17 protein-coding genes and 1 pseudogene are annotated in these 25,022 nt (G+C 61.4%); 8 read left to right on the top strand and 10 right to left on the bottom strand.

Translation table 11 applies throughout. From position 1 onward, the window contains the following. Window positions 1-101: 101 nt before the first annotated feature. The 3 genes and pseudogenes from HCN50_RS21310 to HCN50_RS21300 all read right to left on the bottom strand — a co-directional run bounded on the left by HCN50_RS21310 (window position 102) and on the right by HCN50_RS21300 (window position 3,161). Window positions 102-1,595 carry a L,D-transpeptidase family protein gene (locus HCN50_RS21310; protein WP_171711640.1) on the bottom strand — a complete coding sequence of 498 codons (1,494 nt, stop codon included), beginning with the start codon at window positions 1,593-1,595 and terminating at the stop codon, window positions 102-104. Window positions 1,596-1,702: 107 nt separating this feature from the next. Further along, on the bottom strand, window positions 1,703-2,611 hold the full coding sequence (locus HCN50_RS21305) for an NAD(P)-dependent oxidoreductase (RefSeq protein ID WP_171711639.1): 909 nt from the start codon (window positions 2,609-2,611) through the stop codon (window positions 1,703-1,705). 170 nt (window positions 2,612-2,781) lie between these two features. Further along, a pseudogene (locus HCN50_RS21300) lies at window positions 2,782-3,161 on the bottom strand (carboxymuconolactone decarboxylase family protein). A gap of 183 nt (window positions 3,162-3,344) precedes the next feature. Here HCN50_RS21300 and HCN50_RS21295 point away from each other — a divergent pair. Beyond that, window positions 3,345-5,954, top strand: coding sequence for a TIGR02302 family protein (locus HCN50_RS21295; protein ID WP_171711638.1), 2,610 nt, complete (start codon window positions 3,345-3,347; stop codon window positions 5,952-5,954). 134 nt (window positions 5,955-6,088) lie between these two features. Here HCN50_RS21295 and HCN50_RS21290 read toward each other — a convergent pair whose 3' ends face one another. Together HCN50_RS21290 and HCN50_RS21285 are read right to left on the bottom strand one after the other, a co-directional pair. Then, window positions 6,089-6,466, bottom strand: coding sequence for a response regulator (locus HCN50_RS21290; RefSeq protein ID WP_171711637.1), 378 nt, complete (start codon window positions 6,464-6,466; stop codon window positions 6,089-6,091). 41 nt (window positions 6,467-6,507) lie between these two features. Next, entirely contained in the window at window positions 6,508-7,392 is an 885-nt protein-coding gene (locus HCN50_RS21285; protein WP_171711636.1) for an MJ0042-type zinc finger domain-containing protein, read from the bottom strand. Between the two features lie 204 nt (window positions 7,393-7,596). Between HCN50_RS21285 and ftsE the strand changes: the two genes are divergently transcribed. The 3 genes from ftsE to HCN50_RS21270 all read left to right on the top strand — a co-directional run bounded on the left by ftsE (window position 7,597) and on the right by HCN50_RS21270 (window position 10,049). Then, window positions 7,597-8,256: a cell division ATP-binding protein FtsE gene (ftsE, locus tag HCN50_RS21280; RefSeq protein ID WP_171711635.1), complete on the top strand. Its 660-nt coding sequence runs from the start codon at window positions 7,597-7,599 to the stop codon at window positions 8,254-8,256. Next, window positions 8,249-9,220 (top strand): cell division protein FtsX, encoded by a 972-nt coding sequence (locus HCN50_RS21275; protein WP_171711634.1) that lies wholly within the window; start codon window positions 8,249-8,251, stop codon window positions 9,218-9,220. Before ftsE ends, HCN50_RS21275 begins: the two co-directional genes overlap by 8 nt. Before the next feature lie 115 nt (window positions 9,221-9,335). Beyond that, a complete protein-coding gene (locus tag HCN50_RS21270) occupies window positions 9,336-10,049 on the top strand; it encodes a YdcF family protein (RefSeq protein ID WP_171712020.1) in 714 nt (237 codons plus the stop codon). A gap of 67 nt (window positions 10,050-10,116) precedes the next feature. Here HCN50_RS21270 and HCN50_RS21265 read toward each other — a convergent pair whose 3' ends face one another. Next, window positions 10,117-11,949: an adenylate/guanylate cyclase domain-containing protein gene (locus HCN50_RS21265; protein ID WP_171711633.1), complete on the bottom strand. Its 1,833-nt coding sequence runs from the start codon at window positions 11,947-11,949 to the stop codon at window positions 10,117-10,119. Window positions 11,950-12,377: 428 nt separating this feature from the next. Between HCN50_RS21265 and HCN50_RS21260 the strand changes: the two genes are divergently transcribed. Together HCN50_RS21260 and HCN50_RS21255 are read left to right on the top strand one after the other, a co-directional pair. Further along, the gene (locus HCN50_RS21260) at window positions 12,378-15,641 is read left to right on the top strand and encodes an AMP-binding protein (RefSeq protein WP_171711632.1); all 3,264 of its coding nucleotides are present in this window, start codon (window positions 12,378-12,380) and stop codon (window positions 15,639-15,641) included. Next, entirely contained in the window at window positions 15,638-16,033 is a 396-nt protein-coding gene (locus tag HCN50_RS21255) for a hypothetical protein (protein ID WP_171711631.1), read from the top strand. The genes HCN50_RS21260 and HCN50_RS21255 overlap by 4 nt, the downstream gene beginning before the upstream one ends. A gap of 272 nt (window positions 16,034-16,305) precedes the next feature. Here the strand turns inward: HCN50_RS21255 and HCN50_RS21250 are convergent, their stop codons facing one another. From HCN50_RS21250 to HCN50_RS21240, 3 genes are read right to left on the bottom strand one after another with little or no spacing between them, the layout of a single operon-like run. Continuing rightward, window positions 16,306-16,734 carry a nuclear transport factor 2 family protein gene (locus tag HCN50_RS21250; protein ID WP_171711630.1) on the bottom strand — a complete coding sequence of 143 codons (429 nt, stop codon included), beginning with the start codon at window positions 16,732-16,734 and terminating at the stop codon, window positions 16,306-16,308. Between the two features lie 22 nt (window positions 16,735-16,756). Beyond that, window positions 16,757-17,530 carry a methanethiol S-methyltransferase gene (gene mddA, locus HCN50_RS21245; RefSeq protein ID WP_171711629.1) on the bottom strand — a complete coding sequence of 258 codons (774 nt, stop codon included), beginning with the start codon at window positions 17,528-17,530 and terminating at the stop codon, window positions 16,757-16,759. A gap of 50 nt (window positions 17,531-17,580) precedes the next feature. Continuing rightward, window positions 17,581-17,778, bottom strand: a complete 198-nt coding sequence (locus tag HCN50_RS21240; RefSeq protein ID WP_171711628.1) for a hypothetical protein — start codon at window positions 17,776-17,778, stop codon at window positions 17,581-17,583. A 210-nt stretch (window positions 17,779-17,988) separates the two neighbouring features. Here HCN50_RS21240 and HCN50_RS21235 point away from each other — a divergent pair, with 210 nt between their 5' ends. Further along, on the top strand, window positions 17,989-19,605 hold the full coding sequence (locus HCN50_RS21235) for a bifunctional AfsR/SARP family transcriptional regulator/alpha/beta hydrolase (protein WP_171711627.1): 1,617 nt from the start codon (window positions 17,989-17,991) through the stop codon (window positions 19,603-19,605). 431 nt (window positions 19,606-20,036) lie between these two features. After that, window positions 20,037-20,996, top strand: a complete 960-nt coding sequence (locus HCN50_RS21230; protein ID WP_171711626.1) for a Bug family tripartite tricarboxylate transporter substrate binding protein — start codon at window positions 20,037-20,039, stop codon at window positions 20,994-20,996. Window positions 20,997-21,251: 255 nt separating this feature from the next. On the opposite strand, the gene HCN50_RS21225 is transcribed toward HCN50_RS21230, so the two are convergent. Beyond that, the gene (locus HCN50_RS21225; protein ID WP_171711625.1) at window positions 21,252-24,662 is read right to left on the bottom strand and encodes an AAA family ATPase; all 3,411 of its coding nucleotides are present in this window, start codon (window positions 24,660-24,662) and stop codon (window positions 21,252-21,254) included. Between the last annotated feature and the right edge of the window lie 360 nt (window positions 24,663-25,022).

Here is a 25,022-nt window from a genome sequence, read left to right as displayed (position 1 = left end):
ATGACAATCAAAGCCAACACGACCAATCCCGCTACTAGATTCTGCACCATGGCTGCCACTCCAGACGACTCTGAACGAGGTGACCGGCGCGAAGAACGGGTTCACCAGGTAGGAAAGGGAGCTCCGAATGGCGAGCGCCAGAACGGCAGGCCACGGGAGAACTCGCTGCCCGGACTGCGTCGCCGCTTCTTGATGCCGCCTTGCGGCTCGCCGCTCAACAGCACCACGAATTCCGTTCCCTTTCCGGTTTCCGAGCTCGGTGCCTCGTCGGTGACGATCAGCGAGGATCGCGGCGCAACGGCGACGATGCGATCCAATGCTTCCTGCGGAATGGCGATGCGGTCAAGCGCGGCCTTTGCATTGCCCAGGTCCGTCGGCACCGGCTCAACGTCGCGACCACCGCTGCCGCGCGCGCGGCCGTGTGGCTGAACCGTGCCGTCAGTCGCATGCTTGCTGCCCAATAACGACACGACGCTCCATCGCAAGTTGGCGTCGTCGGAGGTGCGCTCCACGGCGGTAAAGACATGCGTGCCGATTGGACGATCGGGTTCTGCGATCGTGACCGGACTTTCAAAGACCGGCTCGAATGCCTGCCGGACATAAAGCCGCTGGGACTTGCGGCTGATCAACACGGACACCGGCTGCAGTTCGCGCGCGATCTGGCGGGCCGCCTCGGCTGCCTCAACCCGCGCCGCCTCCGCCGCCGCGGCGGCTTCACGCGCCGACGCGACGATATCGCGCTTCTGTTGCAGATCCGCCCTGGCCGCTTCCCATTGCGCCTGCAGCTCTGCGAGTTTCGCGACTGCCTGCGCCTTGGCGCCTTCGGCCAGCTCCTTTTCTTCCGCCGACTTGGCCGAGCCAAGTGCCGTCTCGGCGGCCGCCAATTGCGCCTCGGCCTTGAGCTTCAGATTTTCCGCTGATCGCACCGGCGCCGTGGCCAGCGCGGCCTCCCGCGAGGCCGTCGCAGCGGCGAGCTTCACATTGACGGCTTTCTTCACTGCCTCCTGTGCCTCTGCGGCACGGGCGGCGGCCAGGACGGCAGCACCCGGTTTGGGTTGGAACAGAAGCGGATGGGTGATCTCAACGGGCGCTACGTCGGTTGGCGCCACGATCACCCGCATGCCAATCCTGGTCGCGTCGAACAGGCGTTCGGCGAAGTCGAATGGCAGCCGAATACAGCCATGCGACGCCGGACGCCCCGGCAGGACGCCGCCATGAAGTGCAATGCCCGACCAGGTGATGCGCTGCATGTGGGGCATGTAGGCGTCGTCATAAATGTTGGAGTAATGCTCCGCCACTTTCTGGATGATGCTGAAGATTCCGGCGGGCGTCTCGCGTCCCTTGGTGCCGCTCGATACCGGCGCCCGCAGGATCCATCCCTGGGAGTCATAGATCGTGATCCGCTGGTTGAGGAGCGAGACGATAGCCATGACCGGATCGCCGGCGCTGCGCGATTGAATGGCTTCGATCGGGCGTTCGCTCCGGCCGCCTCTGGCGGTGGCATTACCTCCCGCCGCGATCAACACGAGGGCGGCAACGGCAAGATATGCGGCCCACCGCCACCTACACTTCGGACCTACGCAACGGGGCGTCATGCGCGTCCCACTGGTTAATCGGATCAACGCCAGCTTCTAGCCTGTACAATCCGAAACTAGCGCCAGTCGGTCGCAATTGCCAACTAGGAACCTGGCAAATGCTTACGCTACTTCGCCGCGTGGCCGGCCCTCGCGCCGCCGACCACAACGCCTGCCGCCTTCTCAATCGGCCTGATCGCCACGGTGAAATCCGACTCTGCGCCCTCGTCGCGGATGATGACTTCCCAGAGCCGGCCGACGGCTTCGGCGACTTCCATCGACAGCCCAAGCGATTTCATCTCCTCTAGCGCCAGCCGCACGTCCTTTACCATCAGCCCGGTGGCGAAGCCGAAATCGAAGCTGCGCGGCAGAATCGAGCGCGGAAACTTGTCGCGGCTCGCCGTGTTGAGGCCGGAACCTGCATTGATGACGTCGATCATCACGCCCGGATCGAGCCCGGCCTTGACGCCCATCACCACCGCTTCCGACGTCGCCACCATGGCAGTTGCCGAGAGGAAATTGTTGGCAAGCTTCATGGTCTGCGCCGAGCCCGGCTTCTCGCCGATGAAGAACACCTTTCCGATCACGTCGAGCGCGGGTTTTGCGACTGCGTAATCGGCGCCCGGGCCGGAGACCATCACGGCCAGCGTTCCCTTCTCGGCGCCGCCGACGCCGCCGCTGACGGGGCTGTCGATCTGCACGATGTTTTTAGCCGCCAGCAAACCGTGAATGCGCACCGCCATCTGCGAGCCGACGGTGGAGAGATCGACGAAGCGTTTTACCCGTTTGCCCTCGATCACGCCGCCCGCGGCGGTCGCAACCTCGAGCGAGGCTTGCAGCGAGGGCAGGCTCGCCAGTACGGTCTCGCAGCGATCGGCGACGGCTTTGGGCGATGATGCCGCCTGCGCCCCGAGTGCGACGAGCTTGTCGATGGCTTCCTTACGGATGTCGAAGACGGTGAGCTGATGCCCGGCCTCGATCAGGCGGCGCGCCATCGGAAAGCCCATCTTCCCGAGGCCGATGAATCCGATTTGCATGACGGTGTTTCCTGAACGTTTGGAGATGGTCCTCATCCCTGAGGAGCGGCCCCTTCGCCGCGTCTCGAAGGATGAAGGCCCGCCTGTGGCCTCATGGTTCGGCCGGCGATGCGCAGCATCGTCTGGAGACGGCGCTGAAGAAGTGCCTCCTCACCATGAGGGGCGAGCCCTCAGCCCCGATCCAATTCCGCAAATACCTCGCGCGCGATGCGAAAGCTGTCGACACCTGCCGGAATGCCGGCATAGATCGAAACCTGCATGAAGATCTCGCGGATTTCGTCGCGGCTGACGCCATTGGTCAGCGCGCCCTTGATATGCGCCTTCGGTTCGTGCGGCCGGTTCAGGATCGAGATCATGGCGAGGTTGAGCATGCTGCGGATCTTGCGCGGCAGTCCTCGCGGCCCCACACCGCTCCCCAGCAATATTCGGTGACGAGTTCCTGGAACGGCTTGTTGAAACTGTCGGCATTCTTCAGCGCGTTATCGACATAGGCCTCGCCAAGTACCGCTTTGCGGATTGCCAGTCCCTTGTCGTGCGTCTTCGGGTCCATATCGTTTCCTCGTATTTTTTCGCTTCCTCGTATTTTTACGGTTCGGCGCGGACGTTACGGGGCGGCAGGCCCGCAGTCACGCCTTCGTGTTATGCGTATTTCCGGGTGTAGGTTACTCGGGGAACAGGTGCCTCATTGCCGCCGTTGTGCTAGGGTGATTTCTGGGCAACCCGGAGAGATTGGTTGAACGGCGCTCCCCCCGACCCCACGAAATCTGCCCGCGAGCCGGACGCTGCCGCGCGGCTCCAACTGTCGCAGGCCCTGCAACGGGCTCAGTACGCGATTGGGTGGGAGCGCGCTTGGCCGGGCTTCGCCCGGCTTTTGAGCGTTATTGGATTGTTTCTGGTGGTGTCCTGGGCCGGACTTTGGCTGGCGCTGCCATTTCTTGCACGCGCGATCGGCATCGGCCTGTTCGCCCTCGCGGCGCTGGCAGCATCGTTCCCGCTGGTACGGTTTCGCTGGCCGACACGTGAAGAGGGGCTGAGCCGGCTCGACCGCGGCACAGGCGTTCGCCATCGCCCGGCAACCGCGCTGACCGATACGCTTCAATCGAGGGACCCGATCGCGCAGGCACTGTGGCGGGAGCAGCGCGAGCGCACGCTGGCCTCGATCAAGCGCATCCGCGCCGGCCTGCCGTCGCCGCGGCTCGCGATCCACGATCCCCGCGCGCTGCGTGCGCTCGTCGCGGTGATGCTGGTGGCCGCCTATGTCGCGGCCGGCGACGAGCGCGCGCTGCGCATTGCCGCGGCGTTTGACTGGAACGGCGTGCTGGCGCCGGCCAATGTCCGGGTCGACGCCTGGGTTACCCCGCCCAACTACACCGGCAAGCCGCCGATCATTCTGTCCGCCGCCAACAGGGATGCGGCTTCGCCCGATAGCGGGCCGTTGTCGGTTCCATCCGGCAGCACGCTCCTGGTGCGCTCGAGCGGCGGCAATATCGATGTTGTGGTCGGCGGCGGCGTGACCGAGATCGCGCCGACCGAGCAGGCGCCGAAGGGCACCAACGAACGGCATTTCAAGATCGCGGGCGACGGTACCGCGCATGTCCGTGCCCCGTCCGGCCAGCCGCTGTGGCGCTTTGCCGCGACCGCCGACCGCGCGCCCACCATCTCCTTGGCGAAGGATCCGGAACGCCAGGCCCGCGGCTCGCTGCAAATGTCCTACAAGCTCGAGGACGATTACGGCGTCACCGAAGCCCGCGCCCAGTTTGCCGCCCGCGCTCCCGATGCGGCCAAGGAAGGCAAGAAAGAAGGGAACAAGGACGGCACGAGCAAGGACGCCGAGAAGGAGCCGCGGCCGCTGTTCGAGCCGCCGCAGTTTGCGCTGGTGCTGCCGAATGCGCGCACCCGCAACGGTGTCGGCCAGACGGTCAAGGACCTCAGCGAAGATCCCTATGCCGGCGCTGACGTCACGCTCACGCTGACGGCGAAGGACGAGGCTGGCAATGAGGGCAAGAGCGAGCCGTTCAACATGCGGCTGCCGGAGCGGCTATTCACCAAGCCGCTTGCCCGCGCCCTGATCGAACAGCGCCGGATTCTGGCGCTCGACGCCAACCAGAACTCGCAGGTCTATACCGCGCTCGATGCGCTGATGATCGCGCCGGAGCTGTTCACGCCGGAGGCTGGCCACTATCTCGGTCTCTACAGCGTGTCGCGGCAGTTGGAGGCGGCGCGCACCGACGACGCGCTGCGCGAGGTCGTCGCCAGCCTGTGGGCGCTGGCGGTGACCATCGAGGACGGCAACATCACCGACGTCGACAAGGCGCTGCGCGCGGCGCAAGAGGCCCTCAAACAGGCCCTGGAGCGTGGCGCCACCGACGAGGAGATCAAGAAGCTGACGGACAATCTGCGCGCCGCGCTGGACAATTTCCTGCGCCAGCTCGCCGAGCAGTTCCGCAACAATCCGCAGCAACGGGACCGTCCGCTCGATCCCAATACGAAGATGCTGAGCCAGCAGGATCTCAAGAGCATGCTGGACCGGATGGAGCGGCTGTCGCGTTCCGGCGACAAGGATGCCGCCAAGCAGCTATTGGAACAGTTGCAGCAGATGCTGGAAAACCTGCAGATGGCGCAGCCCGGCCAGGGCGACAACGACATGGAGCAGGCGCTGAACGAACTCGGCGACATGATCCGCAAGCAGCAGCAATTGCGCGACAAGACCTACAAGCAGGGTCAGGATTCCCGGCGCGACCGCATGCGCGGCAAGCAGGGCGATCAGAGCATGGGCGATCTGCAGCAGGATCAGCAGGGCCTGCGCGACCGGCTGAAGAAATTGCAGGAAGAACTCGCCAAACGCGGCATGGGACCGGGTCAGCGTGGCCAGCAGGGCCAGCGCGGCGACCAGCAGGGCCAGGGCCAGCAGGGTCAAGGCGGCGAGCAGGGCGACGGCGAGGACGGGCTCGATCAGGCCGATTCCGCGATGGGTGATGCCACCGGCCGGCTTGGCGAGGGCAATGCCGACGGTGCGGTGGATTCGCAAGGCCGGGCGCTGGACGCGCTGCGCAAGGGCGCCCAGAGCCTGGCCGAAGCCATGCAGCAGGGTGACGGCGACCAGCCGGGCGACGGTCCCGGCAACCCCCGAGGACGCCAGCAGGGTGCGGCCAACTCGACCGATCCGCTCGGACGGCCGATGCGCCACAATGAATTCACCGACGATTATACGGTGAAGATCCCCGGTGAGATCGACGTGCAGCGGGTGCGCCGCATCCTGGAAGAACTGCGCCGCCGTCTCGCCGATCCGTCCCGACCGCAGATCGAACTCGACTACATCGAGCGGCTGTTGAAGGATTATTGAGCGGTCCCGCCCTCGCCATTGTCATTGCGAGCGTAGCGAAGCAATCCATAGCTCGGCTCGGGGATAGATGGATTGCTTCGCTGCGCTCGCAATGACGGAGAGGTAGCGGCGCAACACTCAGACCCCTTCCTTCACTACCCGGCCTTCCTCGCCGCCAGCGCGTCGGCCACAGCGGTGCGGATGTCGTGCACGGAAAACGGCTTCGTCACCACGTCGTGCACGATGGCGTCGAGGCCGGAGGCGCGTTCGCGCTGGTCGGCGAAGCCCGTCATCAACAGGATCTTCAGGCCGGGAAAATCGCGCGCCGCCGTCAGCGCCAGCGCGATGCCGTCCATCACCGGCATCTGGATGTCGGTCAGGAGCAGATCGAACATGCCTTGCTCGCGGGTCAGGATATCGAGCGCTTCGGCGCCGTCCTCGGCGGTCACGGTCTCGTGGCCATCCATAGCGATGGCGCGCGAGACCAGCAAACGCATGGAGTCTTCATCATCGGCAACCAGCACGCGTGGCATGAAGTCGTGTCTCTTAAGCCTCGACGGAACGGCGGCCCTGGTCAGGCGTGACCGGCCAGATCCCGCTTGTTGAAAAAACGTACGTCAATATTGCGGCCTTCGGGCGGCGGAGAGGCCAGCCGCGACTTGAAATAGGCGCGCTCACCGGGCTTGAGCACCGGCTGCTCGAGCACCGCGTTCCAGGCGTAGATCTCGGTGCCCTGCGCGTCGCGCACGGAAAAGCGTAAGCGCGGCAATTCGACCGGCTTTTTGGTCTCGCCGACGATCGTGCCTTCGATGACCAGCACCGGCTTGCCGTCCACGGTCTCGTTGGTGACCTTGATATCCTTGAACGTCAGTCCGCGCAGGTTCACGTCCAGTCCGACTATCTTGTAGAACGTCGCGGTCTGCGGTAGCAGCCGCACGACGTCAGTCCGCCAGATTATCAGCGCGAGTATCAGCGCGCCCATCGCCGCGCAGGCGGTCGGCAGGCCAATGGAGGGCATGAATGGAATGCGGGGCAGGGAAGGCAGCCGGAAAAGGCGGGCCAGCCGCTCGCGGTGCGTGGTGATGGGGATCTCCTCGTGGTCATCCGCGTCCCGCCGGGCGGCCGACGGCCAATCGCTGTTGCCGCCCAGGTGCGAATTTGTGTGCGAATTGTCGCCTTCGGTCGGCCAGCCGGCCGAAATTGAAGGGCTGTCGACGACAGGGGTGTGCTGCGCCTCTTCCTCGCGCGCCATCGCCTCCCATTCGGCCGCGGCGTCGTTCGCCGCCGGCTGGCTCGATCGCCCCATCGCCGGCATGGCGGCTGCCAGTTCGATCGCATCCTCGGGCCGGGCCAGCCAGGTTTCCTTGCAGCGGGAGCAGCGGACGGTGCGGCCGCCCACGCCCAGGGTGGCCGGATTGATGGCGTAAGATGTTGTACAATGGGGGCAAACGATATGCATGGAGCCCAACTCACCAGTGTCTATGTCCGGATGCTACATAGCGACCGTTAACGAATCGGAAACCATAACGGCCGCAAAACCGTTTTATTCGGTTCGCGTCCAAACCAGCCGGCCACGAACCCAAGGCTTAGGCTCGGGCACAGGTTCGGGTCCAGGTTCAAGTCCGCGGCCTCCGGCCACGGCCCATATCGAGCGGAGCTGAGCTTGGTTCGGTTCGAAAATGTCGGTTTGCGTTACGGGCTCGGCCCGGAGATTTTGCGCGACCTCTCCTTTGTGATTCCGGCGCATTCGTTCCAGTTTCTCACCGGCCCCTCTGGTGCGGGCAAGACCTCGCTGCTGCGGCTGCTGTTTCTATCGCTGAAGCCGACGCGCGGCCTCGTCAATCTGTTCGGCCAGGACGTCTCGCTGCTCGGCAAGGACCAGGTCGCGGACCTGCGCACGCGCATCGGCATCGTGCTGCAGGATTTCCGCCTGCTCGATCACATGACCACCTACGAGAACGTGGCGCTGCCGTTCCGCGTGATGGGCCGTGACGAGTCCAGCTATCGCCGGGAGGTGATCGACCTGCTGAGATGGGTCGGACTTGGCGAGCGCATGGATGCGTTGCCGCCGATCCTGTCGGGCGGCGAGAAGCAGCGCGCCGCGATCGCACGCGCCGTAATCTCGCGGCCGCAATTGCTGCTGGCGGACGAGCCGACCGGCAGCGTCGACCCGACGCTCGGCCGGCGCCTCCTGCGGCTCTTCATCGAATTGAACAGGCTGGGCACCGCGGTGATCATCGCGACCCACGACATCGCGTTGATGGACCAGTACGAGGCGCGGCGGATGGTGCTGCACCAGGGACGGTTGCACATCTATGAGTAGGGTCGGTGACGAGCATGGGCCGCTGGTCGACCTCGGCAACGAACGTCCGCAGGTGCCGGCGCGCGCGCGCAACATGTCGCCGATCGTGCCGCGGGCATCGATCTCCGGCCGCGCGCTGGTCGCCGTCGTCGCCATCATGACGTTCCTGGCTTCCATCACCACCGGCACCGTGTTCCTGGTCAGCGCATCGGCGGCGGAATGGCAGTCGGAAGTTGCCAGCGAAATCACCGTTCAGGTGCGTCCGCAGGCTGGGCGCGATCTCGAACGCGACGTGACCGCGACCGCCGAGGCGATGCGGACGCAGCCTGGCATCGTCCAGGTCAAGCCGTTCAGCAAGGACGATTCGGCGAAATTGCTCGAGCCATGGCTCGGCAGCGGGCTGTCGATCGAGCAATTGCCGGTGCCGCGCGTCGTCGTCGCGCGCGTGCAGCCCGGCACCTCGCTCGATCTTGCGGCCTTGCGCAGCCGGGTAACCCAAGTGGCGCCGTCGGCGAGCGTCGACGATCACCGCGCCTGGATCGAGCGCATGCGCTCGATGACCGGGGCGACCGTGTTTGCCGGCATCGGCATTCTCGCGCTGGTGATCGTGGCGACGATCATTTCGGTTTCGTTCGCGACCCGCGGCGCTATGGCGGCGAACCGCCCGATCGTAGAGGTCTTGCACTTCGTCGGCGCCGGCGACCGCTATATCGCCAACCACTTCCTGCGGCATTTTCTCAGGCTCGGCCTGGAAGGCGGGGTGATCGGCGGCGGCGCCGCGATGCTGGGTTTCGGCTTCTCCGAATCGATCGCGAGCTGGTTCTCGGGCACGCCGGTCGGCGATCAGTTCGCTGCGCTCTTAGGGACATTTTCACTGCCGCCGTCGGGCTATCTGGCGCTCGCGGTGCAGGCCGTCGCGATCGCCGCCATCACCGCCTGGGCGTCGCGGCGAACGCTGTTCGCCACGCTCGACGATATCGATTGAGCCGGCCGGTGGCGTTTCGGGTGAAGCAGGTCACGGACGCTGCCCCGGGGACCGGGACTCCACTTCGCCTGAAAACGTTCTAGAATTATCCGAGGGACGACGGTTGCCGGACGAGATGGATTTGCAGCACGACGATAGCACGCCGAGAACGCGGGCCACGCCACCGCGGGGATGGCTGCGCGCGGTCATCGTCGGCGGCATGGCGATCCTGTTTGTCGGCGCGGCGATCGGCTTCGTCGCCTTTCTCTCGCAATTGCGCGGCGTCGAAATCAAGCCGGCGCGCAGTGCCGATGGGATCGTGGTGTTCACCGGCGGCTCGTCGCGGGTGTCGGATGCAATGGAATTGCTTGCCGGCGGCTATGGCAAGCGGCTCCTGATTTCGGGCGTGCATCCGACCAACGCCGCGAGCGACATTTCGCGCTCGCTGCCCGACAACCAGTCGCTGCTCGGCTGCTGCGTCGACCTCGACCGCTCCGCCGTCAACACGCGCAGCAATGCCGCGGAGACGCGGCGCTGGGCTCGCGAGCGCGGCTTCAAGTCGCTGATCGTGGTGACATCGAATTACCACATGCCGCGCGCCATCCTGGAATTGTCGCATGCGATGCCTGACGTCACGCTGATTCCGTTTGCGGTGATCGGCGACCGCTGGCGCGACGAGCCATGGTGGACCAGCGGCGCGACGCTGCGCCTGTTGCTGTCGGAATACGCGAAATATGTCGCCGCCGAAGTGCGCGTCCGGCTGGCCAATGCCGGCGTCGGTCTGGCGCCAGAACTGTCCGATCAGCCCACGCCGGCGCCGCGCCGTCCGGCGACGGCGCAGGCCAATTAGGACTGGTACGAATAAATGCAGATGGTGCGTCCGGCCTCATGCCGGCTTTACCCGCCGAAAGCGAACATCAGTCAGACGGGTCGGCATGTCCGCTTTGAGCCATCAGCGGACGTGGCCCTTCGGGTACGCCGGACAGGCGCATGCCTGAATACAGGCGTTCGCGACCGGCCAGGAATGTCGGATTGTCGCTTGGCTGGGAGGCGCGCAAGCGGCGGATGGTGAAGCCCGGGTTGAGCGCGAGTCCCGCGGCTGCTGCCGTCCGCGCCTCATCCAGTGAGCCCTGCAAACCCAGCGCGGCGGCCAGCGCGAAATGAGTGAAAGGAGAATTGCGGTTGGCTTCAATGCTTCGTCGAAACCAGGCGGCGGCTTCGGCATCCGCACCGAGCTGTATCTTGGCCATGCCTAAAAAGTGCATCCATCGGTGGGCAAAGATGTCGCGTGGCGAGAGACGGAACGCCTCGAATATGTGGCCTTCAGTCTCGGCAGCGCTGCCCAGATAATATTTGGCCATCCCGATAACGGCGTGAGCGTCCGCCAAATTTCGATCAAGCGCCAATGCCTGCTCGCACTCCGCTATCCCCAGGGCAGAGCGGTTTGTCATGTTGTAGATGGTACCCAAAACCCTGTGGGCCAGCGCCCGGTCCGGGTCCAATGAAAGCGCCCTGATCGCACTTGCTTCGGCTGTCGAGAGTAGCGCGGACCGGTCGTCAGTCAGCACGTAGGCCCCCAACGTCGCATCGACGCTTGCCATGCCAACCAGCGCCCCGACATTTCGGGAATCGATCAGCAGGGCACGTTCGAAAAAGCTGCGTGCCTGGGTCAGGTGCTCGGCGGTCGGCCCCTTGTAGACGCACGCAAAACCTTGAAAGACGAGGTCGAGTGCACCGGGATCCCGGGAACGTTCGGCGCGTCGTGCTTCGGCTACAACGAGCTGGGCATCCAATGCTTGGGCAAGCCTTGCTACGATTTCGTCCTGCATATCGAAAAGATCGACAATCCGCTTCTCGAAGCGTTCGGCCCAAAGATGCTTGCCGCTTTCCGTATCGATCAACTGCACGTTCACGCGAAGGCGCTTGCCACCGCGCTGCACTGAGCCCTCGAGCACGTAACGGACGTTCAACTCGCGCCCGACCTGCTTCACATTGACGGCCTTGCCCTTGTAGGTGAACGCGGTATTGCGGGCGATCACGAATGACCCGCTGATGCGCGATAAGTCCGTGGTCAAGCTCTCGGTCACCCCGTCGACGAAATAGTCCTGCTCGGGGTCGTTGCCGAAATTTGCAAATGGCAGCACGACGATCGATAGAGGTGGCGCCGATGCCCTGCTGCGCATTGCGGCTTCCAGCGTCCCCGTGCCAGACCCGGCCGGAACGGCGGCATAGGCCCGTATCGGACGAACGATATTCTTGAGGTTCTGCTCTCCCAGATCGGTGAACTCAACCGCGAGCTTGCCGCTCACCTGATCGTAGGCGGAATGCGAGATGCAGATGCCGCCCGGTTCTGCGATGCTCTCAAGCCGCGCCGCGACATTCACGTCGTCGCCAAAAATGTCATGCGGCTCAACAATGACGTCGCCGATATTGACTCCCACACGGAAAAGAATGCGCCTGTCCTCCGCATCGTCGACTGTCAGTTCGTAGATGCGGTTCTGAAACTGCCACGCAGCTCGAACCGCTTCGACAGCACTCGGAAACTCCGCCAGGAACCCGTCGCCTGTGTTTTTCACAATACGCCCGCCGTGCTCCACGATTGCCGGGTCGACGGCGTCTGCCAGAAGCGCACTCAGACGTGTGTGCGTCGCCTCTTCGTCGTCATGCATGAGCCGCGAATAGCCAGCCACGTCAGCGGCCAATATCGCCGCCAACCTGCGTTCGATCCGAGACGAGCGCTCTTGCACCATTTGTAAGCAAATCCGTTTTCGCAATGACTCTTACGATAAAATCTGTTGCGGCGCCACGAGCCACCGATGGCTTTGCGACGGGTGGGTATACGGAGGTCACATACCTGCCCGAATAGCACCCGTAGGCTTACGGCGGTGGCTTAGTGCGTCAGACTCGTTGCGCACCTCGATGATACCGGCTTGGCAACGGCGTCTGCTGCTCCATAATCTCTTTTCAAAGAGCGCAATTTGGCCGCTATGATGGCGGCTCGTGAACGTTGGAGGTGCGCTTGCGACGCCTACAGCTGAGCTACCGCCCTGCCGATTCGTTTGGTGACTCGGAGAAATGGCGAGTCCTCAGCTCGTCTGGTTCGGTGCAAGCGCACAATGGCATGATAACTCTCAACGGCCCTGGAATACGCACGCAACGGTGACAATGGGGAGCGGGCTTGTCGAAGATCGTCAAGAAACTGCAACATAAAGCCGGGCACAAAAGCGCCGGACCACCTTCCTTTGCCTGCCTCCCGGACCTTCTTTCTTATTATGCAGGACAAGCGCCCCATCGACGCGCCATTCTGGCTCCTGGGTGCTTCCCGATGACATATGACGCGCTGTGGTCGCAGACCCGCGATGTCGTTCGCGGGCTGCGTAGCCTCGGTATCGGTCGAACTGACAGGGTCGCGGTGGTGTTGCCGGACGGACCTGAAGCTGCGGTGGCAATGGTCGCGCTTGCCGCCGGCGCGCAGTGTGTCCCGCTCAACCCGGGCTTCACCTATGACGAATACCGGCGTTATTTCGGCGAATTGCACCTGGCGGCGCTATTGACGCACGCTCAATCGAGTTCGCCCAGCCGACGTGCTGCCCACACCTTGGGCATAACGGTCATCGAAGTCGTGCCGCGGCCTCACGACGGGGCCGGCGCGTTCAGCATTGTTGGTCAAGCGCCGCAACGCGCGGAAGGCGACGAGTTTGCATCCGGTGCTGACGATGCGTTCATCCTTTTGACATCGGGCAGCACCTCGCGGCCAAAAACGGTCCCTCTGACCCATGCGAGCGTCTGTCTCTCAGCCCGTAACGTTGGCACCGCCATTGAACTTGCGGTTCGGGACCGCTTGCTGAGTGTGCTGCCTCTATTCCATGGGCATGGCCTGATCTCAGGGCTTCTGGCCGCGCTTGCTGCCGGCTCAAGCGTGGTCTGTACATCAGGCTTCAATGCAAGAGCGTTCTTTGGCTGGCTGACTGACTTTCGACCAACCTGGTACACGGCGGTACCTGCAATCCATCAAGCGATATTGAGGGAGGCCGATCTGCAGAAAAGGCGTGCGCGGCGATCCTCCCTGCGGCTCGTTCGTTCGGCTTCCACGTCGCTGGCGCATGATGTGCTCGGCGGACTGCAAGCCCTGTTTGGCGTCCCTGTTATCGACACCTATGGCATGACGGAGGCTGCCACCCAGGTTGCCGCGAATTCCTTGCAACGGCAAAAGCCGGGTTCAGTCGGCCGGCCGGCAGGGCCCGAGATCGTGATTCTAGACAGTGAGGGTCGACGATTGCGATCCGGCAGACGTGGAGAGATCGCGCTGCGGGGTCCTACGATCACCAGGGGATATGACAACGATGCCGCCGCGACCGCGTCCGCATTTCGGGACGGCTGGTTCCGAACTGGCGACCTCGGGTATCTGGACGCGGAGGGGTATCTCTTTATCGTCGGTCGGATCAAGGAGATCATCCATAAAGGAGGGCAGAAGGTTGCCCCCGCCGAGGTAGAGGGAGCGTTGCTGAGCCACCCGGATGTGATCGACGCCGCCGTTTTCCCTGTGCCCCACGGGCGACTTGGCGCAGACGTCGCTGCCGCGGTCGTACTGCGTCAGGATGCGAAGGTGAGCACGCAGAGGCTGCGAGACTTTGCCCGCGAAAGGTTGGCCGGATTTAAGGTCCCCGGCCTTATCCGCATTGTGCCGGAGATACCGAAAGGCGGCGGCGGAAAGGTCAAGCGCGACGAGCTTGCGGCCGCGTTCTCGAAGGCTCCGCCGGCGACGGACAAACGCGGCGACAAGATGGTCTCGCCCCGCTCGGAACTGCAGCGTCAACTGGCCGGGATATGGGCAGACCTGCTGGACATCGATCAGGTCGGCGTTGACGAGGACGTCTTTGCGCTCGGCGTTGATTCACTTGCGATGACACAAATGATCTTGCGTCTGGAGGAGCGTTTTGGCGTCGATTTCTCATTCGAGGATATTTTCAGCGCACCGACCGTCGCGGCTCTCGCGCTTCGCGTCGAGTCATCAAAAAAACATTCCACGGACTCGTTACTAAGTTCAAGCGATCCGACCATTGAAACGGTGCGCGTGAAGGGAGATGGCCCCCAGCCGGTTTCCATTGTGCAGGAGCGCATGCTGCGGATCGAGCGGAAACTCCCGGGACTACCCCAGTTCAACCTTCCCTTCGCTTACCGGCTGCAGGGCCCGGTGAACATTCTCGCGCTCGAGCGGGCCCTTGCCGATGTCGTGCGCCGTCATACCTTGCTGCGCACGGCATTTACCTGGCAGGAGGAGGTCCCCCTCGCTCGCGTGATGCCGGATGTTGATGTCGCATCCATTCTGACCGTGAAGGATCTTGCACCGCGGACGCGTGCCAGAAACGGCCGGGTCAGGGAGCTCCTGCTCACAAAGGCAAAACTGGAAGCGGAGCAGGTATCCCTGGAGCCGATCGACATGAACCATGCGCCCCTGTTTCGGGCGTATCTCTTTCGGCTCGACGCCAAAGATCACATTCTGCTTCTGGTCGTGCACGATATCATCATTGATGGCTGGTCGATGGTGATCTTCATGGAGGATCTTTCGGAACTCTATTCCGCTGCGATTACCGGCAGGAAGGCACAGCTGCCCGAACCGAAGTTTCAGTTTTCCGAGTTCGCTCGTTGGCAGCGTGTTTGGTCGACCAGCGCTGCCGCAAACAGACAGTTCGCATACTGGAAGGGGCGCCTGGACAAGGTCTCGCCTCTGTTTGCGACTCCAAAAATCAACATCGGAGGGGAGCTGATTTCGAGCGTCATCCAGGAACCGTTTCAAATGTCGAATGACCTGGTGGCGCGCCTGAGAGGCTTGAGCCATAGCCGCGGTGTAACGCTGTTCATGACTTTGCTCGCCGGGTTCAAAACGCTGCTGCTGCTCCGAACCGCGCGCACCGATTTTTGCGTGGCGACCTTGATGGCCAATCGCGCACAGCTGAGGAGAGAGCGCGTCATCGGCCCGTTCGCCAATACCGCGCTCATCCGGACCCGAATTGATGCGGATCTGACCTTTGGTGAAGCGCTCAATCGCGTGCGCGAGGCCGTTTGGGAGGCATACGCCCAGCAGGAGCTTCCCTTCGACATCATTGCAGCCCGGCTGGCGGAAGAAGCCGGTTTGTCCCCGGCGTCACTCGTTCAAATCTATTTCATTCTCCAGGTTGCGTTTCGCCGGCCGCCCAAGCTGCCGGATGTGACGGTCCGCCCCTTCGGTTACCAGGAAGGACGGACGGCCATGCCGATCGATCGTGCGTGGCTTTCAATGGCCCTCAAGGAGAGCTCCTCGGGGATTACTGGCCTATGTGGGTACAAAAGCGACTTATTCGAGCCGAACACCGCCCAGGATTGGATTGCGGACTACACGGCAATCCTGGCCAAAGCGGCGGCCAACCCTGACAAGGAGCTTGGCCGGTTGTCCGATCTTTGAGTGATAGGATCGGCATCGCCACGCCGGCGAAGAAGAAATCGGCGCGCAGCTTGATACTCACGTCCGATTTACACGCAAGCGCCGACATGTTGGATGACTTGAGGATCATCCGGCTTGATTATCCTCTCGATATTGTCAACACTCCGTTACTGGCGTCCTGGATAAGGGATTTGATTAAATCTGATTGTCTGTCGGAGGAAGCGATGTGTGGATTTACTGTAGATCTGATCGACTTTGACCAACTGAGTGACGCGCAGAAGAAAACGCTCTTAAGAAAACTACAGAGAAAACAGAAAAACCTTCGGTCGCAGCTCGAGGATGTCAATGAATCACTCAAGGGCATCACCCGAGCAATCAGGGAGGTTGAGAGAAAATCGAAGCCCCGTCGCTGAACAAATTGCCGCCGGCAGGTTGCAAGGAAATCCAATGTTTCAGTGAAAAACGCCCATCGAGATCGGGTAGTTCTGTCTCATACATCAAAGCATCGGGCGGTGTGCTCAACGGCTAGGGCCAATGTCCGTTCAGGGTCATAAGCGCCGTTTTGCCCATCCGCCAAGGATTTCCGATCTACCCCAATCACCCGACGCACGCGTTGCGCGTCGGCAGTTCTCACAAGATCAAAACTCGACCGCTGCAGGACGGTCCATAGGGGCAAAGCAGTCATTCAGGCCAAACTGTTCGGGCGAATTTCGTGACGGGCAACATAACAACTGTAAGTTCGCAGTCGAAAGATGAGGCCATCGCGAAATTCAAACACCTGTGCGAGTTGGGCTCTCATCCTGTCGCCGGGGGTAAGCGGATCCAGGTCGGCCGCCAGCGTTGCATTCCAGATTATTTCAAGAAGCACGCAATTGCCGGATGCGACAGCATTGACGATCTCGAAGGACTGCTGCTCGATGGTATAACGCGTTTTGTCGTGGGCTGCCCGCAAATTGATGAAATCGCGGACTGCTCCGTCGGGCAGGAGGAGGTTTGGAAACTCCTCCTGGATGACGTCTTCTGCGTAAAAGGCCTCGATGGCTTCGCGCGGCGCCGCCGCAGCGACGGCTGCGACGAACGCTTTCGCGCGGTCGATCAGGTGCTGTTCCTTCAAGAGGGCGTCCCCTGCGTCTTGTTCAGAACAGTCCCGGCAGCAGCATCGCGACGCGCTGCCGATACTTCCGGTATTCGTCACCGAACAGCGCTACCAGGTCGCGCTCTTCAAGGTAGATTCCGACGAAGATGTAGGCCGTCGTCACCGCCGCAAACAGCAGATGGCCCACCGTCATGCTCGGTGTCGACCAGAACGCAATGATAAAGCCGAGATAGATCGGGTGGCGGATCAGCCGGTACAATCCCGGCGTCTTGAACTTCATCGGTGCAGCCATTCGCCCCGCGAAATGCGTGACCACCTGGGTAAGGCCGAACAGCTCGAAATGGCTGATCAGGAAGGTGCTGTAGAGCACGATCAGCCAGCCCGCAAAACCGATCGCGGTGACAACATTGGCGAGCACGGGCCTCTCGATGTTCCACACCATCCTCGGCATGGGTTGCCATTGCCAGAACAGCAACAGCAGGATCAGGCTGGCGAGCAAGACGTAGGTTGAGCGCTCGATCGCCGGCGAGCCAAATCGGACGAACAATCTCTTGAATCCCTGCCGCGCCATGCCGCTGTGCTGGACGGCGAACGCCGACATCAACAGCAGGTTGATCAGCAATGCTGTTGGCGTCGATGCAGCGGCGCCGCTGTCGATAGTCTTCGGCACGACATATCGCGTGACGAAGCCGATGGCGTAAAGAAATGTGCCGAGGAAAATCAGGTAGGCGACCGCGCCGTAGCCGAGGGCAAGGCTCCTCGCGGCAAACGAAGCGAGCGGGGATGGTGAAGCAGTGTCAGTCGTAATGGACATCGTTGGCTCCTGATTATTTGCTGATGAATTCTAAAATTGGCCGTGCGGGTTCAAGACGGACGCAGGCGGCGCGTCAGCTCGCGGGCGACCCTTTCGAACACACCATCGAAAGGTCCGCGATAAGCGTTCTTCCATTCCATCGGGCGGAGATGATCCGGCGCGACCATCCCCGTCTGGCGTTCGCGGTGCGCGATGGCGGCCGCAACCCAGCCGTTCACCGCGCGCCTGAGCCTTGCCGCAACAAGCATGATAACTCTGCGGCTGAAGGGCCGTATGTGAGATGGTCGGATGGCAAAGGTTGTAGTCATTAGAGTTTTCCTGAAATTCAGCGTTCATGGCGCGTGTGCCTTCTCTAAGGACCGCGGGTGATCGGAGCGTCAGCGCCGGCGTGAAAAAACCGTCAAAAAGGCGACCGCGCCTGTTAAAATGGTCCTCGCCGGACGCCGGAGAGGACTGAAATGCCGAGGCTGAGCCTGCTGGGCCCCTTCTCGATCGAACGGGATGGCCCCGTCGTTTTGCGCAACAAGAAAGCACAGGCCTTGGTGGCCTATCTCGCCATGGCGCCCGGCGTCGTGCACGCGCGGGAGCGGCTCGCCACGTTGCTGTGGCCCGACAGCAGCGAGGAAGCGGCACGCCAAAGCCTGCGCCAATGCGTCAGCGCGTTGCGGCGCGAGCTTGCCGATCTACCACTCTCCGTCGATCACGACCTGCTCGGCTTTGAAGCTGGCCGGATCGCGACCGATGTGGATGAATTCAAGGCCGCGTTGATCGATCCCTCACTGTCAAACCTGAGGCGTGCTGCCGCGCTCTATCGTGGCGATCTGCTGGAAGGCCTGAACGCCAGGTCGGACCTGTTCGACGAGTGGCTGCTTGGTGAGCGAACCCGGCTGCGGAGCGCCGCGATCTCGGCGTTGCATGCGCTGCTGCGAGAACTTCAGGGTGCTGGCGCGCGAGAAGAGGCCATTGCCGTGGCGCTTCGCCTCCTGGCTATCGACCCGCTGCAGGAGGATGTCGACCGTGTTCTGATGCGGCTCTACTTCGAGCAGGGACAGACTGCGCTCGCGCTGCGGCAGTACAAGCGTTGCGAAGCCATCCTGCGCCAAGAACTCAATGTTGAGCCGGATCAAAACACCAAGGCGCTGTATCGGGAACTGCTGCGGCACCGCACGCGGCCAAGGGCGGTCGACGAACCGGCTACGTTGTCGCAACCAGGTCGGGCCTTCGACAAGCCGCTGCGGCAGCGCATCAACATTTGCCTCGCACCTGACGGCGTGCGCATCGCCTACGCGCTCGCCGGTACCGGCCCACCGCTCGTCAAGGCCGCGAACTGGCTCAATCACCTGGAGTTCGACTTCGAAAGTCCGGTTTGGCGACACTGGATCGAGGCTTTCACGCACGACCATACTTTTGTGCGCTACGACGAACGAGGTACCGGGCTTTCGGATTGGGACGTCTTCGATATTTCCTTTGATGCATTCGTGCGCGATCTCGAGACCGTCGTCGATGCCGCGGGGCTCGAACGCTTTCCTTTGCTCGGGCTTTCGCAGGGCTGCGCGATATCCATCGCCTACGCCGTCAAACATCCGGAGCGGGTCAGCCATCTCGTGCTCTATGGGGGATATGCGCGGGGTTGGGCGCACCAGGATGATCCCGCAGAGTTGGCGCGCAGAAACGCGTTGTCGACGCTTATTCTGGAAGGTTGGGGGCAGGAGAATCCGGTGTTTCGGCAGATTTTCACGTCCCTGTTCATCCCCGATGCGAATCCAGAGCAGACCCGATGGTTCAACGACCTTCAGAGAATTACGACATCGCCGCAGAACGCCCATCGCCTGTCGCGGATATTCGGCGACATTGACGTCCGGGCTCTGCTGAAAGATGTAAACGTGCCGACTTTGGTGTTGCACGCGCGGAATGACGCACGCGTTCCCTTCACGCAGGGACAAGAACTGGCGGCCGGCATCAATGGCGCGCGTTTCGTACCACTCGAAAGCGGCAATCACGTATTGCTGAGCACTGAACCCGCTTGGCCGGTATTCCTGCGCGAGGTGAAGGCTTTTCTGACTTCTATAAAATAGCCATCGCATGACGCCAGCTCGCTCCGCAAAGCGAACATCGAAGGAACGCCAGCTCGGCTAAGGATCATTTGCATTGATTGGCTGGCTCTCGGCGATGTCCGATCTACGCTCATGGGCGGGAGCCTGGTCAAGGGTCAGGGTTGTTACCCTACGGAGGCAAAGCGGACCTCGAAGGCAAGGCATGTGTGTCAATGACAATTGCTGACTCGTGAAAGTGACAACATGGCTCCCAATTCATGCTTCCGCCGGTTGTGCAATTGAGGTAGCCTGATCGGGAGCTGCAGAGCGGGCCGTGCCGAAGTCCCTTTTATTTAGCCGCAGCGCTCATGCCGTCGTCAGGCGCGCATCAAAATCAAACTGACATCTTGAGTGTATGCGGGTCCCGTGCGGCTCCGCAGGGCTTCGCATCCCAGCAATTTCGGGAGGCCGCAATGAAAATTCCGCGCCGTCAATTCCTGAATCTGGCAGTTGCCGCTTCCACGCTCCCAATATCAATCCGGTTCGCCGTTGCGCAAAGTTACCCGACGCGATCGGTGCACCTGCTCGAAGGCTTTGGCGCCGGCGGAGCGCCGGACATTATCGCGCGGTTGATCGGTCAATCGCTGTCGGATCGACTTGGGCAGTCGTTTATCATCGAGAACCGCAGTGGCGCTACCGGCAATATCGCGACTGAGGCGATCGTACGGGCCCCTCCGGACGGCTACACGTTGCTGTTGGTTAACGCATCAAATGCGATTAATGCCACCATGCACAATCTCACCTTCGACACCGTCCGCGATATCGCGCCGGTCGCAGGTATCGTTCGTGTGCCCTTGGTCATGGAGGTACACCCATCGATTGCCGCCAGGTCAGTCGAAGAGTTCATCGCCTACGCGAAAGCCAATCCCCGCAAGATCAATATGGCGTCAGCCGGAATCGGATCTCTGCCCCATGTGGCCGGCGAAATGTTCAAAACGATGGCCGGGGTCGATCTCTTCCACGTGCCTTATCGAGGCGCGCAGGTTTTTCCTGCGCTTCTCACCGGCGAAGCGCAGGTCTATTTCGGCCCGCTGCTCTCATCGATCGAATATATCAGGGCCGGCAATTTCCGCACCTTGGCGGTAACCACGGCGACGCGCTCGCCAATATTGCCGGACGTTCCAGCTCTGGGCGAGACCTTGCACGGTTACGAGGCCAGTGCATGGTACAGCCTTGGCGCTCCACAACGCACGCCGGAAGAAGTCATCGAAAAATTGAACAAGGAAGTCGCCGATCCGAAGTTCCAGGCCCGGCTTGCCAATATGGGCGGCACAGCGCTTGGCGGATCGCCCGCTGACTTCGCCAAGCTGATCTCTGACGAAGTCAAGAAGTGGAGCAGGCTGATTTTGGCGGCCGATATGAAACGGGGATGAGCAGCGCAAGGTGTTCGGCGGGCCGCAATTGTTCGATCTAAGCGGAGCCGCACCATGTCAGAGTTGGGTTGTCAAGAACGAGGCCCGCTGCGCGGGAGCAGTAATCTGCTGCTCGTCGGTTGCTACTCTTGCTGAATCCGATTCAGTTAATCGATAACAGCGAGAATGCGCGTTCGCACGAGGATTGCGGGCTTTGCTCTGGCCCGGCCATCCTCCAACAAAGCGGATCAACGGCGTGAGACAGATTGGTAACACTTAGCCCAGCCTGCCGGAATCAGTGAGACCCAGCTGAATATCGCGCGCACGCATCAGGTCCTTAGTATCATAGCCTTCATCGAACCAGCGATAGATCGGTCCAATCAGATCTCGTGCCTCATCAAATCTCCCTTGCGTTCGCCAAATCTCGGCCAAGGTGGTCGCTGCTCGCAATTCCAATGACTTGGCGCTTTGACGACGCGCAACCTCAATAGCCTGCCTCAAATCTGCTTCAGCTTCGCGGGCTCTTGCTGGATCGAGTGCCAGAAGAATTCGCGCTCTTTGATGATGCAGTTCAGCTTCCCATGACCGGCCCGTCCGATCACTCGTATTGGCTATTATTTGCTCGACAATCGACAAAGCGGTTGCATGATCGCCGGACTGAGCATGCGCGTCAGCCAACCAGCTGTTCATCATGGGAAGAAAGTAGCCGACGCCTTTCTTGCGCGCTTCCTCGAGTCCCAGCTTGATTTGGGTCTGAGCCTCCGCAATTTGGCCGAGACCGGCAAGTGCATGGCCGCGAGAAATCTGAGAGAGAAGGATATATAGCGAGAACCGTTGCTCCCATGACATTTCGAGACTTTGCTCAGCGCTGGCAAGAGCGCGACCAGGCTCGCCGCGGAGGAGATGTACGACGGACGTCATGTAATGGGCGAAGGCTATGGTGTACGGCTGCGCGAGTTCACGGGCCAGGGCAAGCGCTTCCGAAACGCGCGATAGCGCCTGATCCGGATAGCCCAGAAACCACAAATCCCAAGATAGAATTAGCAGTGAGGCCACCTGGGGTTCCACCATGTAGAGGCTGGACAGCCGTTGGCCTTGTTGCTTCGAAAGCGCAATGGACTCCTCGAAGTGATGCTTCGATGACTGGAACTCACCGACCGTCAGTAGTGTGCTTCCCATGACCCGATGAGCCATCATCAACGGAACAGAATCGGTGGATTCCCGCGATCTCGACAGAAACTCATTGGCCATGCTCAGCGCTTCATCGTTCTTGCCACCCATCCACCGATTTCCCCATTCACCAAATAGCGCTTGGAAATACTCAGGACGGCTATCCAGCTTGAGGCATAGGGTACGGGCCCGCGCGAACGCGTCGCGCGTTTCATCGGCTGGATATCCTCGAACAGCGATGAGCGGGATACCCAGCGCCAACTGAATCTCAATCTCCTGCTTGTCGCGCGCAGGCGATTCCGGCAAAGCGCTCAGGGCCTCCAAGGCCTTCCGATAATGAGAAATCGCTTCGACATTGGCGGAATAGGCGAGCGCGTGCTGCCCGGACTTGAACCACCAACGCACCGCCAACCCATTGTTTCCTCCTTCACTATAGTGATAGGCCAGTATCTCGGGTCGATTTTCAACGAACTCGCCAAATTGATCGGCCAAAATCGCCGCAATCTCCCCATGGATCTGTCGTCTCGAGCTCCTTAGCAGGGAGTTGTAGATTGCGTCACGCAACAAGGCATGTTTGAAGGCGAAACGGATGAAAGGCGAAATGCCGACCCGATAAATGATGCCAGCCTCTTCGAGCCGCAGGAGGGATTGATGCAACTCGTCTTCGCTAATCCGCAGTGCCACTGATAAGAGATCATAAGAAAACTCACGCCCGATCACCGCGGCGATTTGTGCCAGTCTGCGTCCCTGCGGGACACGATCGAGCCGTTCGATCAGGGCATCATGCAGTGTCTCCGGAACACTTGGCACAATTGGCGGTGCCGCCGTTCGCTCAACATCGCCTTCTACAGGTCGGCTTTGTGTCGGCGCGCTCAGGATGCTGCTTGTCAGTTCTTCGATAAACAGCGGTACGCCGTCGGATTTTTCGATGACTTGATTGAGAGTCTCTTGGGGAATGCTTTGGCCCCTCAAGATATCCCTGATCATCCCCGTCACCTCGCTGCGCGACAATCGAGTGAGGGAGTGCATAGCCACGTTCGGATGAGTGGACCACGTGGGTCGGAACTCGGGCCGGTGGGAGACAATAAGCAGGACGCGAGCATGATCGATCTGGTTTATGATCAGCTCAAGCAACTCGAGGCTTGTGGGATCTATCCAGTGCACATCCTCGAAAATGCACAGCGTCGGGCGCTGGGCGGAGAAAGCCAGGATCATGTCGACAAGCTTGCTCACTGTCCTGTTCTTGATTTGTTGCGGCGTAAGCTCCGACAGCTCGTGGTGGCTTTGAATCGGAATTGACAACAGGTTGGCGATCAGCAGCGCTGTCTCAATCGAATCGTCGCCGGAATCGGCAAGGTAGGCTTTGAGCTTGGCAAGTTTCTCCGTATCCGAGTCGCCAGCCGTCAATTTGGCAGCCTGTTCAATGCGCTCGATGACTGGAAAGAATGCACTTTGACTATGATAGGCCGAACACTGATGCTGCAGCACAAAGCATGGTTCGTGCTGGATGTTCGACTTTAGCTCGTGGATGAGGCGGGATTTTCCAACCCCCGGGATACCCGAAACCAAAACGACTTGCCCGTCGCCCTCCTTGGCTTTCCCCCATTTATCGAGCAGTAGGTTCAATTCGGTTGAACGCCCGGCGAGTGGCGTGAGGGAGCCTCCATGCGCCGCCTCGAAGCGGCTTGCCGTATGCATCGCGCCCAGGACGCGGTACACGTGAAGAGGCCTGGTTACGCCCTTGAGTTCCTGGGGGCCAAGGTCTTGAAGGTCGAAGGCTGCCGACACGAGACGTTTCGTCGACTCCGAGATCACTAAAGCGTTGGGCGAGGCAAGTGCCTGCAAACGCGCGGCAATATTCGGCGTCTCTCCCACCGCATCCATCCAATCCCTCGTCGTTGCAGTACCGCTTCCTGCGATTTCGCCAACGACGACTGGGCCCGAGCTGATGCCCACCCGCGCAGCCAACGTGACTGGTCCCGGGATATTCGTGATTGCGGAGAGCATCTCCAGCGCAGCGTGCACAGCACGAACGGGGTCGTCCTCATGTGCACGGGGATAACCGAAAAATGCCATCACACCATCGCCGAGGTACCTGGCTACGTGACCTTCATAGCGCCTGATCGCCGCCGTGCACGCGCTCCGATAGACGTCAATAAGCACCTGAAGATCTTCGGGGTCCAATTTCTCTGAAAGCTGCGTCGACCCCACCAGGTCACAGAACAACACTGTAATCTGACGGCGTTCTGCTTCGCGATGCTCCGACGGAAGGAGTGCCTCCGTAGCAGGCTGCGCAGTGGCCGTTGTCGTGCTCGCCTGGCGCGCTACCGCCAACGTTTCGATGGCCCTGAGCAGCGTCTTGCGGTGACCCAAGGAGACCCCGAGGTTCTTGAGGTCATTCTCCGTCAAATCCGGCAATACGTCGTAGTCGATATTGTTTTCGATGAACGTTTGAGCGTACCGAGCCAGACCGTGCTGGTCCAACCACTCGGCTACGTCTGTGGTTGTTCTCGTCACGGCAAATGCCCTTACCTGTTCACGTAGTTCGCGCTACAAGACGAGACCAGTTGCAATGCACAAACATATCACAACTTGCCGCGCCCGGAACGACGCGAAAGCGTGTTCCGGAGTTCGGGGCGGCCGGTACTCCAATACGTTGAGCCAGCTTGATGGCCCTGCCGCTTTGCGTTGCATGGCCAACCGCCACGTTATGCTTCCCATCCGAGTTGCGGTTCTCCCGGTTCATGCAAACGATCCGCTGCTCACTATCGTTTGTTGCTGCGCGATCGAAGAGGCGCTGAACGAAAGAAAGTACTAGGGCGGACTCAGCCTTGTTTTTGACATCTTGCAACCCGAAGGTGTTCCTGTCGTTGCGCT

The sequence above is a fragment of the Bradyrhizobium archetypum genome, assembly GCF_013114835.1.
GTDB lineage: Bacteria > Pseudomonadota > Alphaproteobacteria > Rhizobiales > Xanthobacteraceae > Bradyrhizobium > Bradyrhizobium archetypum.
The sequence above is the reverse complement of the archived record's forward strand: the minus strand, read 5'-3'. Positions and strand labels throughout refer to the sequence as shown.

Excerpts from the sequence above, each read along its gene's own strand:
- HCN50_RS21285 (WP_171711636.1), bottom strand. The coding sequence starts at position 7,392 with ATGCATATCGTTTGCCCCCATTGTACAACATCTTACGCCATCAATCCG.
- HCN50_RS21290 (WP_171711637.1), bottom strand. The coding sequence starts at position 6,466 with ATGCCACGCGTGCTGGTTGCCGATGATGAAGACTCCATGCGTTTGCTG.
- HCN50_RS21305 (WP_171711639.1), bottom strand. The coding sequence starts at position 2,611 with ATGCAAATCGGATTCATCGGCCTCGGGAAGATGGGCTTTCCGATGGCG.
- mddA (WP_171711629.1), bottom strand. The coding sequence starts at position 17,530 with ATGTCCATTACGACTGACACTGCTTCACCATCCCCGCTCGCTTCGTTT.
- HCN50_RS21270 (WP_171712020.1), top strand. The coding sequence starts at position 9,336 with ATGGATTTGCAGCACGACGATAGCACGCCGAGAACGCGGGCCACGCCA.
- HCN50_RS21230 (WP_171711626.1), top strand. The coding sequence starts at position 20,037 with ATGAAAATTCCGCGCCGTCAATTCCTGAATCTGGCAGTTGCCGCTTCC.
- HCN50_RS21235 (WP_171711627.1), top strand. The coding sequence starts at position 17,989 with ATGCCGAGGCTGAGCCTGCTGGGCCCCTTCTCGATCGAACGGGATGGC.
- HCN50_RS21265 (WP_171711633.1), bottom strand. The coding sequence starts at position 11,949 with ATGGTGCAAGAGCGCTCGTCTCGGATCGAACGCAGGTTGGCGGCGATA.
- HCN50_RS21275 (WP_171711634.1), top strand. The coding sequence starts at position 8,249 with ATGAGTAGGGTCGGTGACGAGCATGGGCCGCTGGTCGACCTCGGCAAC.
- HCN50_RS21310 (WP_171711640.1), bottom strand. The coding sequence starts at position 1,595 with ATGACGCCCCGTTGCGTAGGTCCGAAGTGTAGGTGGCGGTGGGCCGCA.
- HCN50_RS21240 (WP_171711628.1), bottom strand. The coding sequence starts at position 17,778 with ATGCTTGTTGCGGCAAGGCTCAGGCGCGCGGTGAACGGCTGGGTTGCG.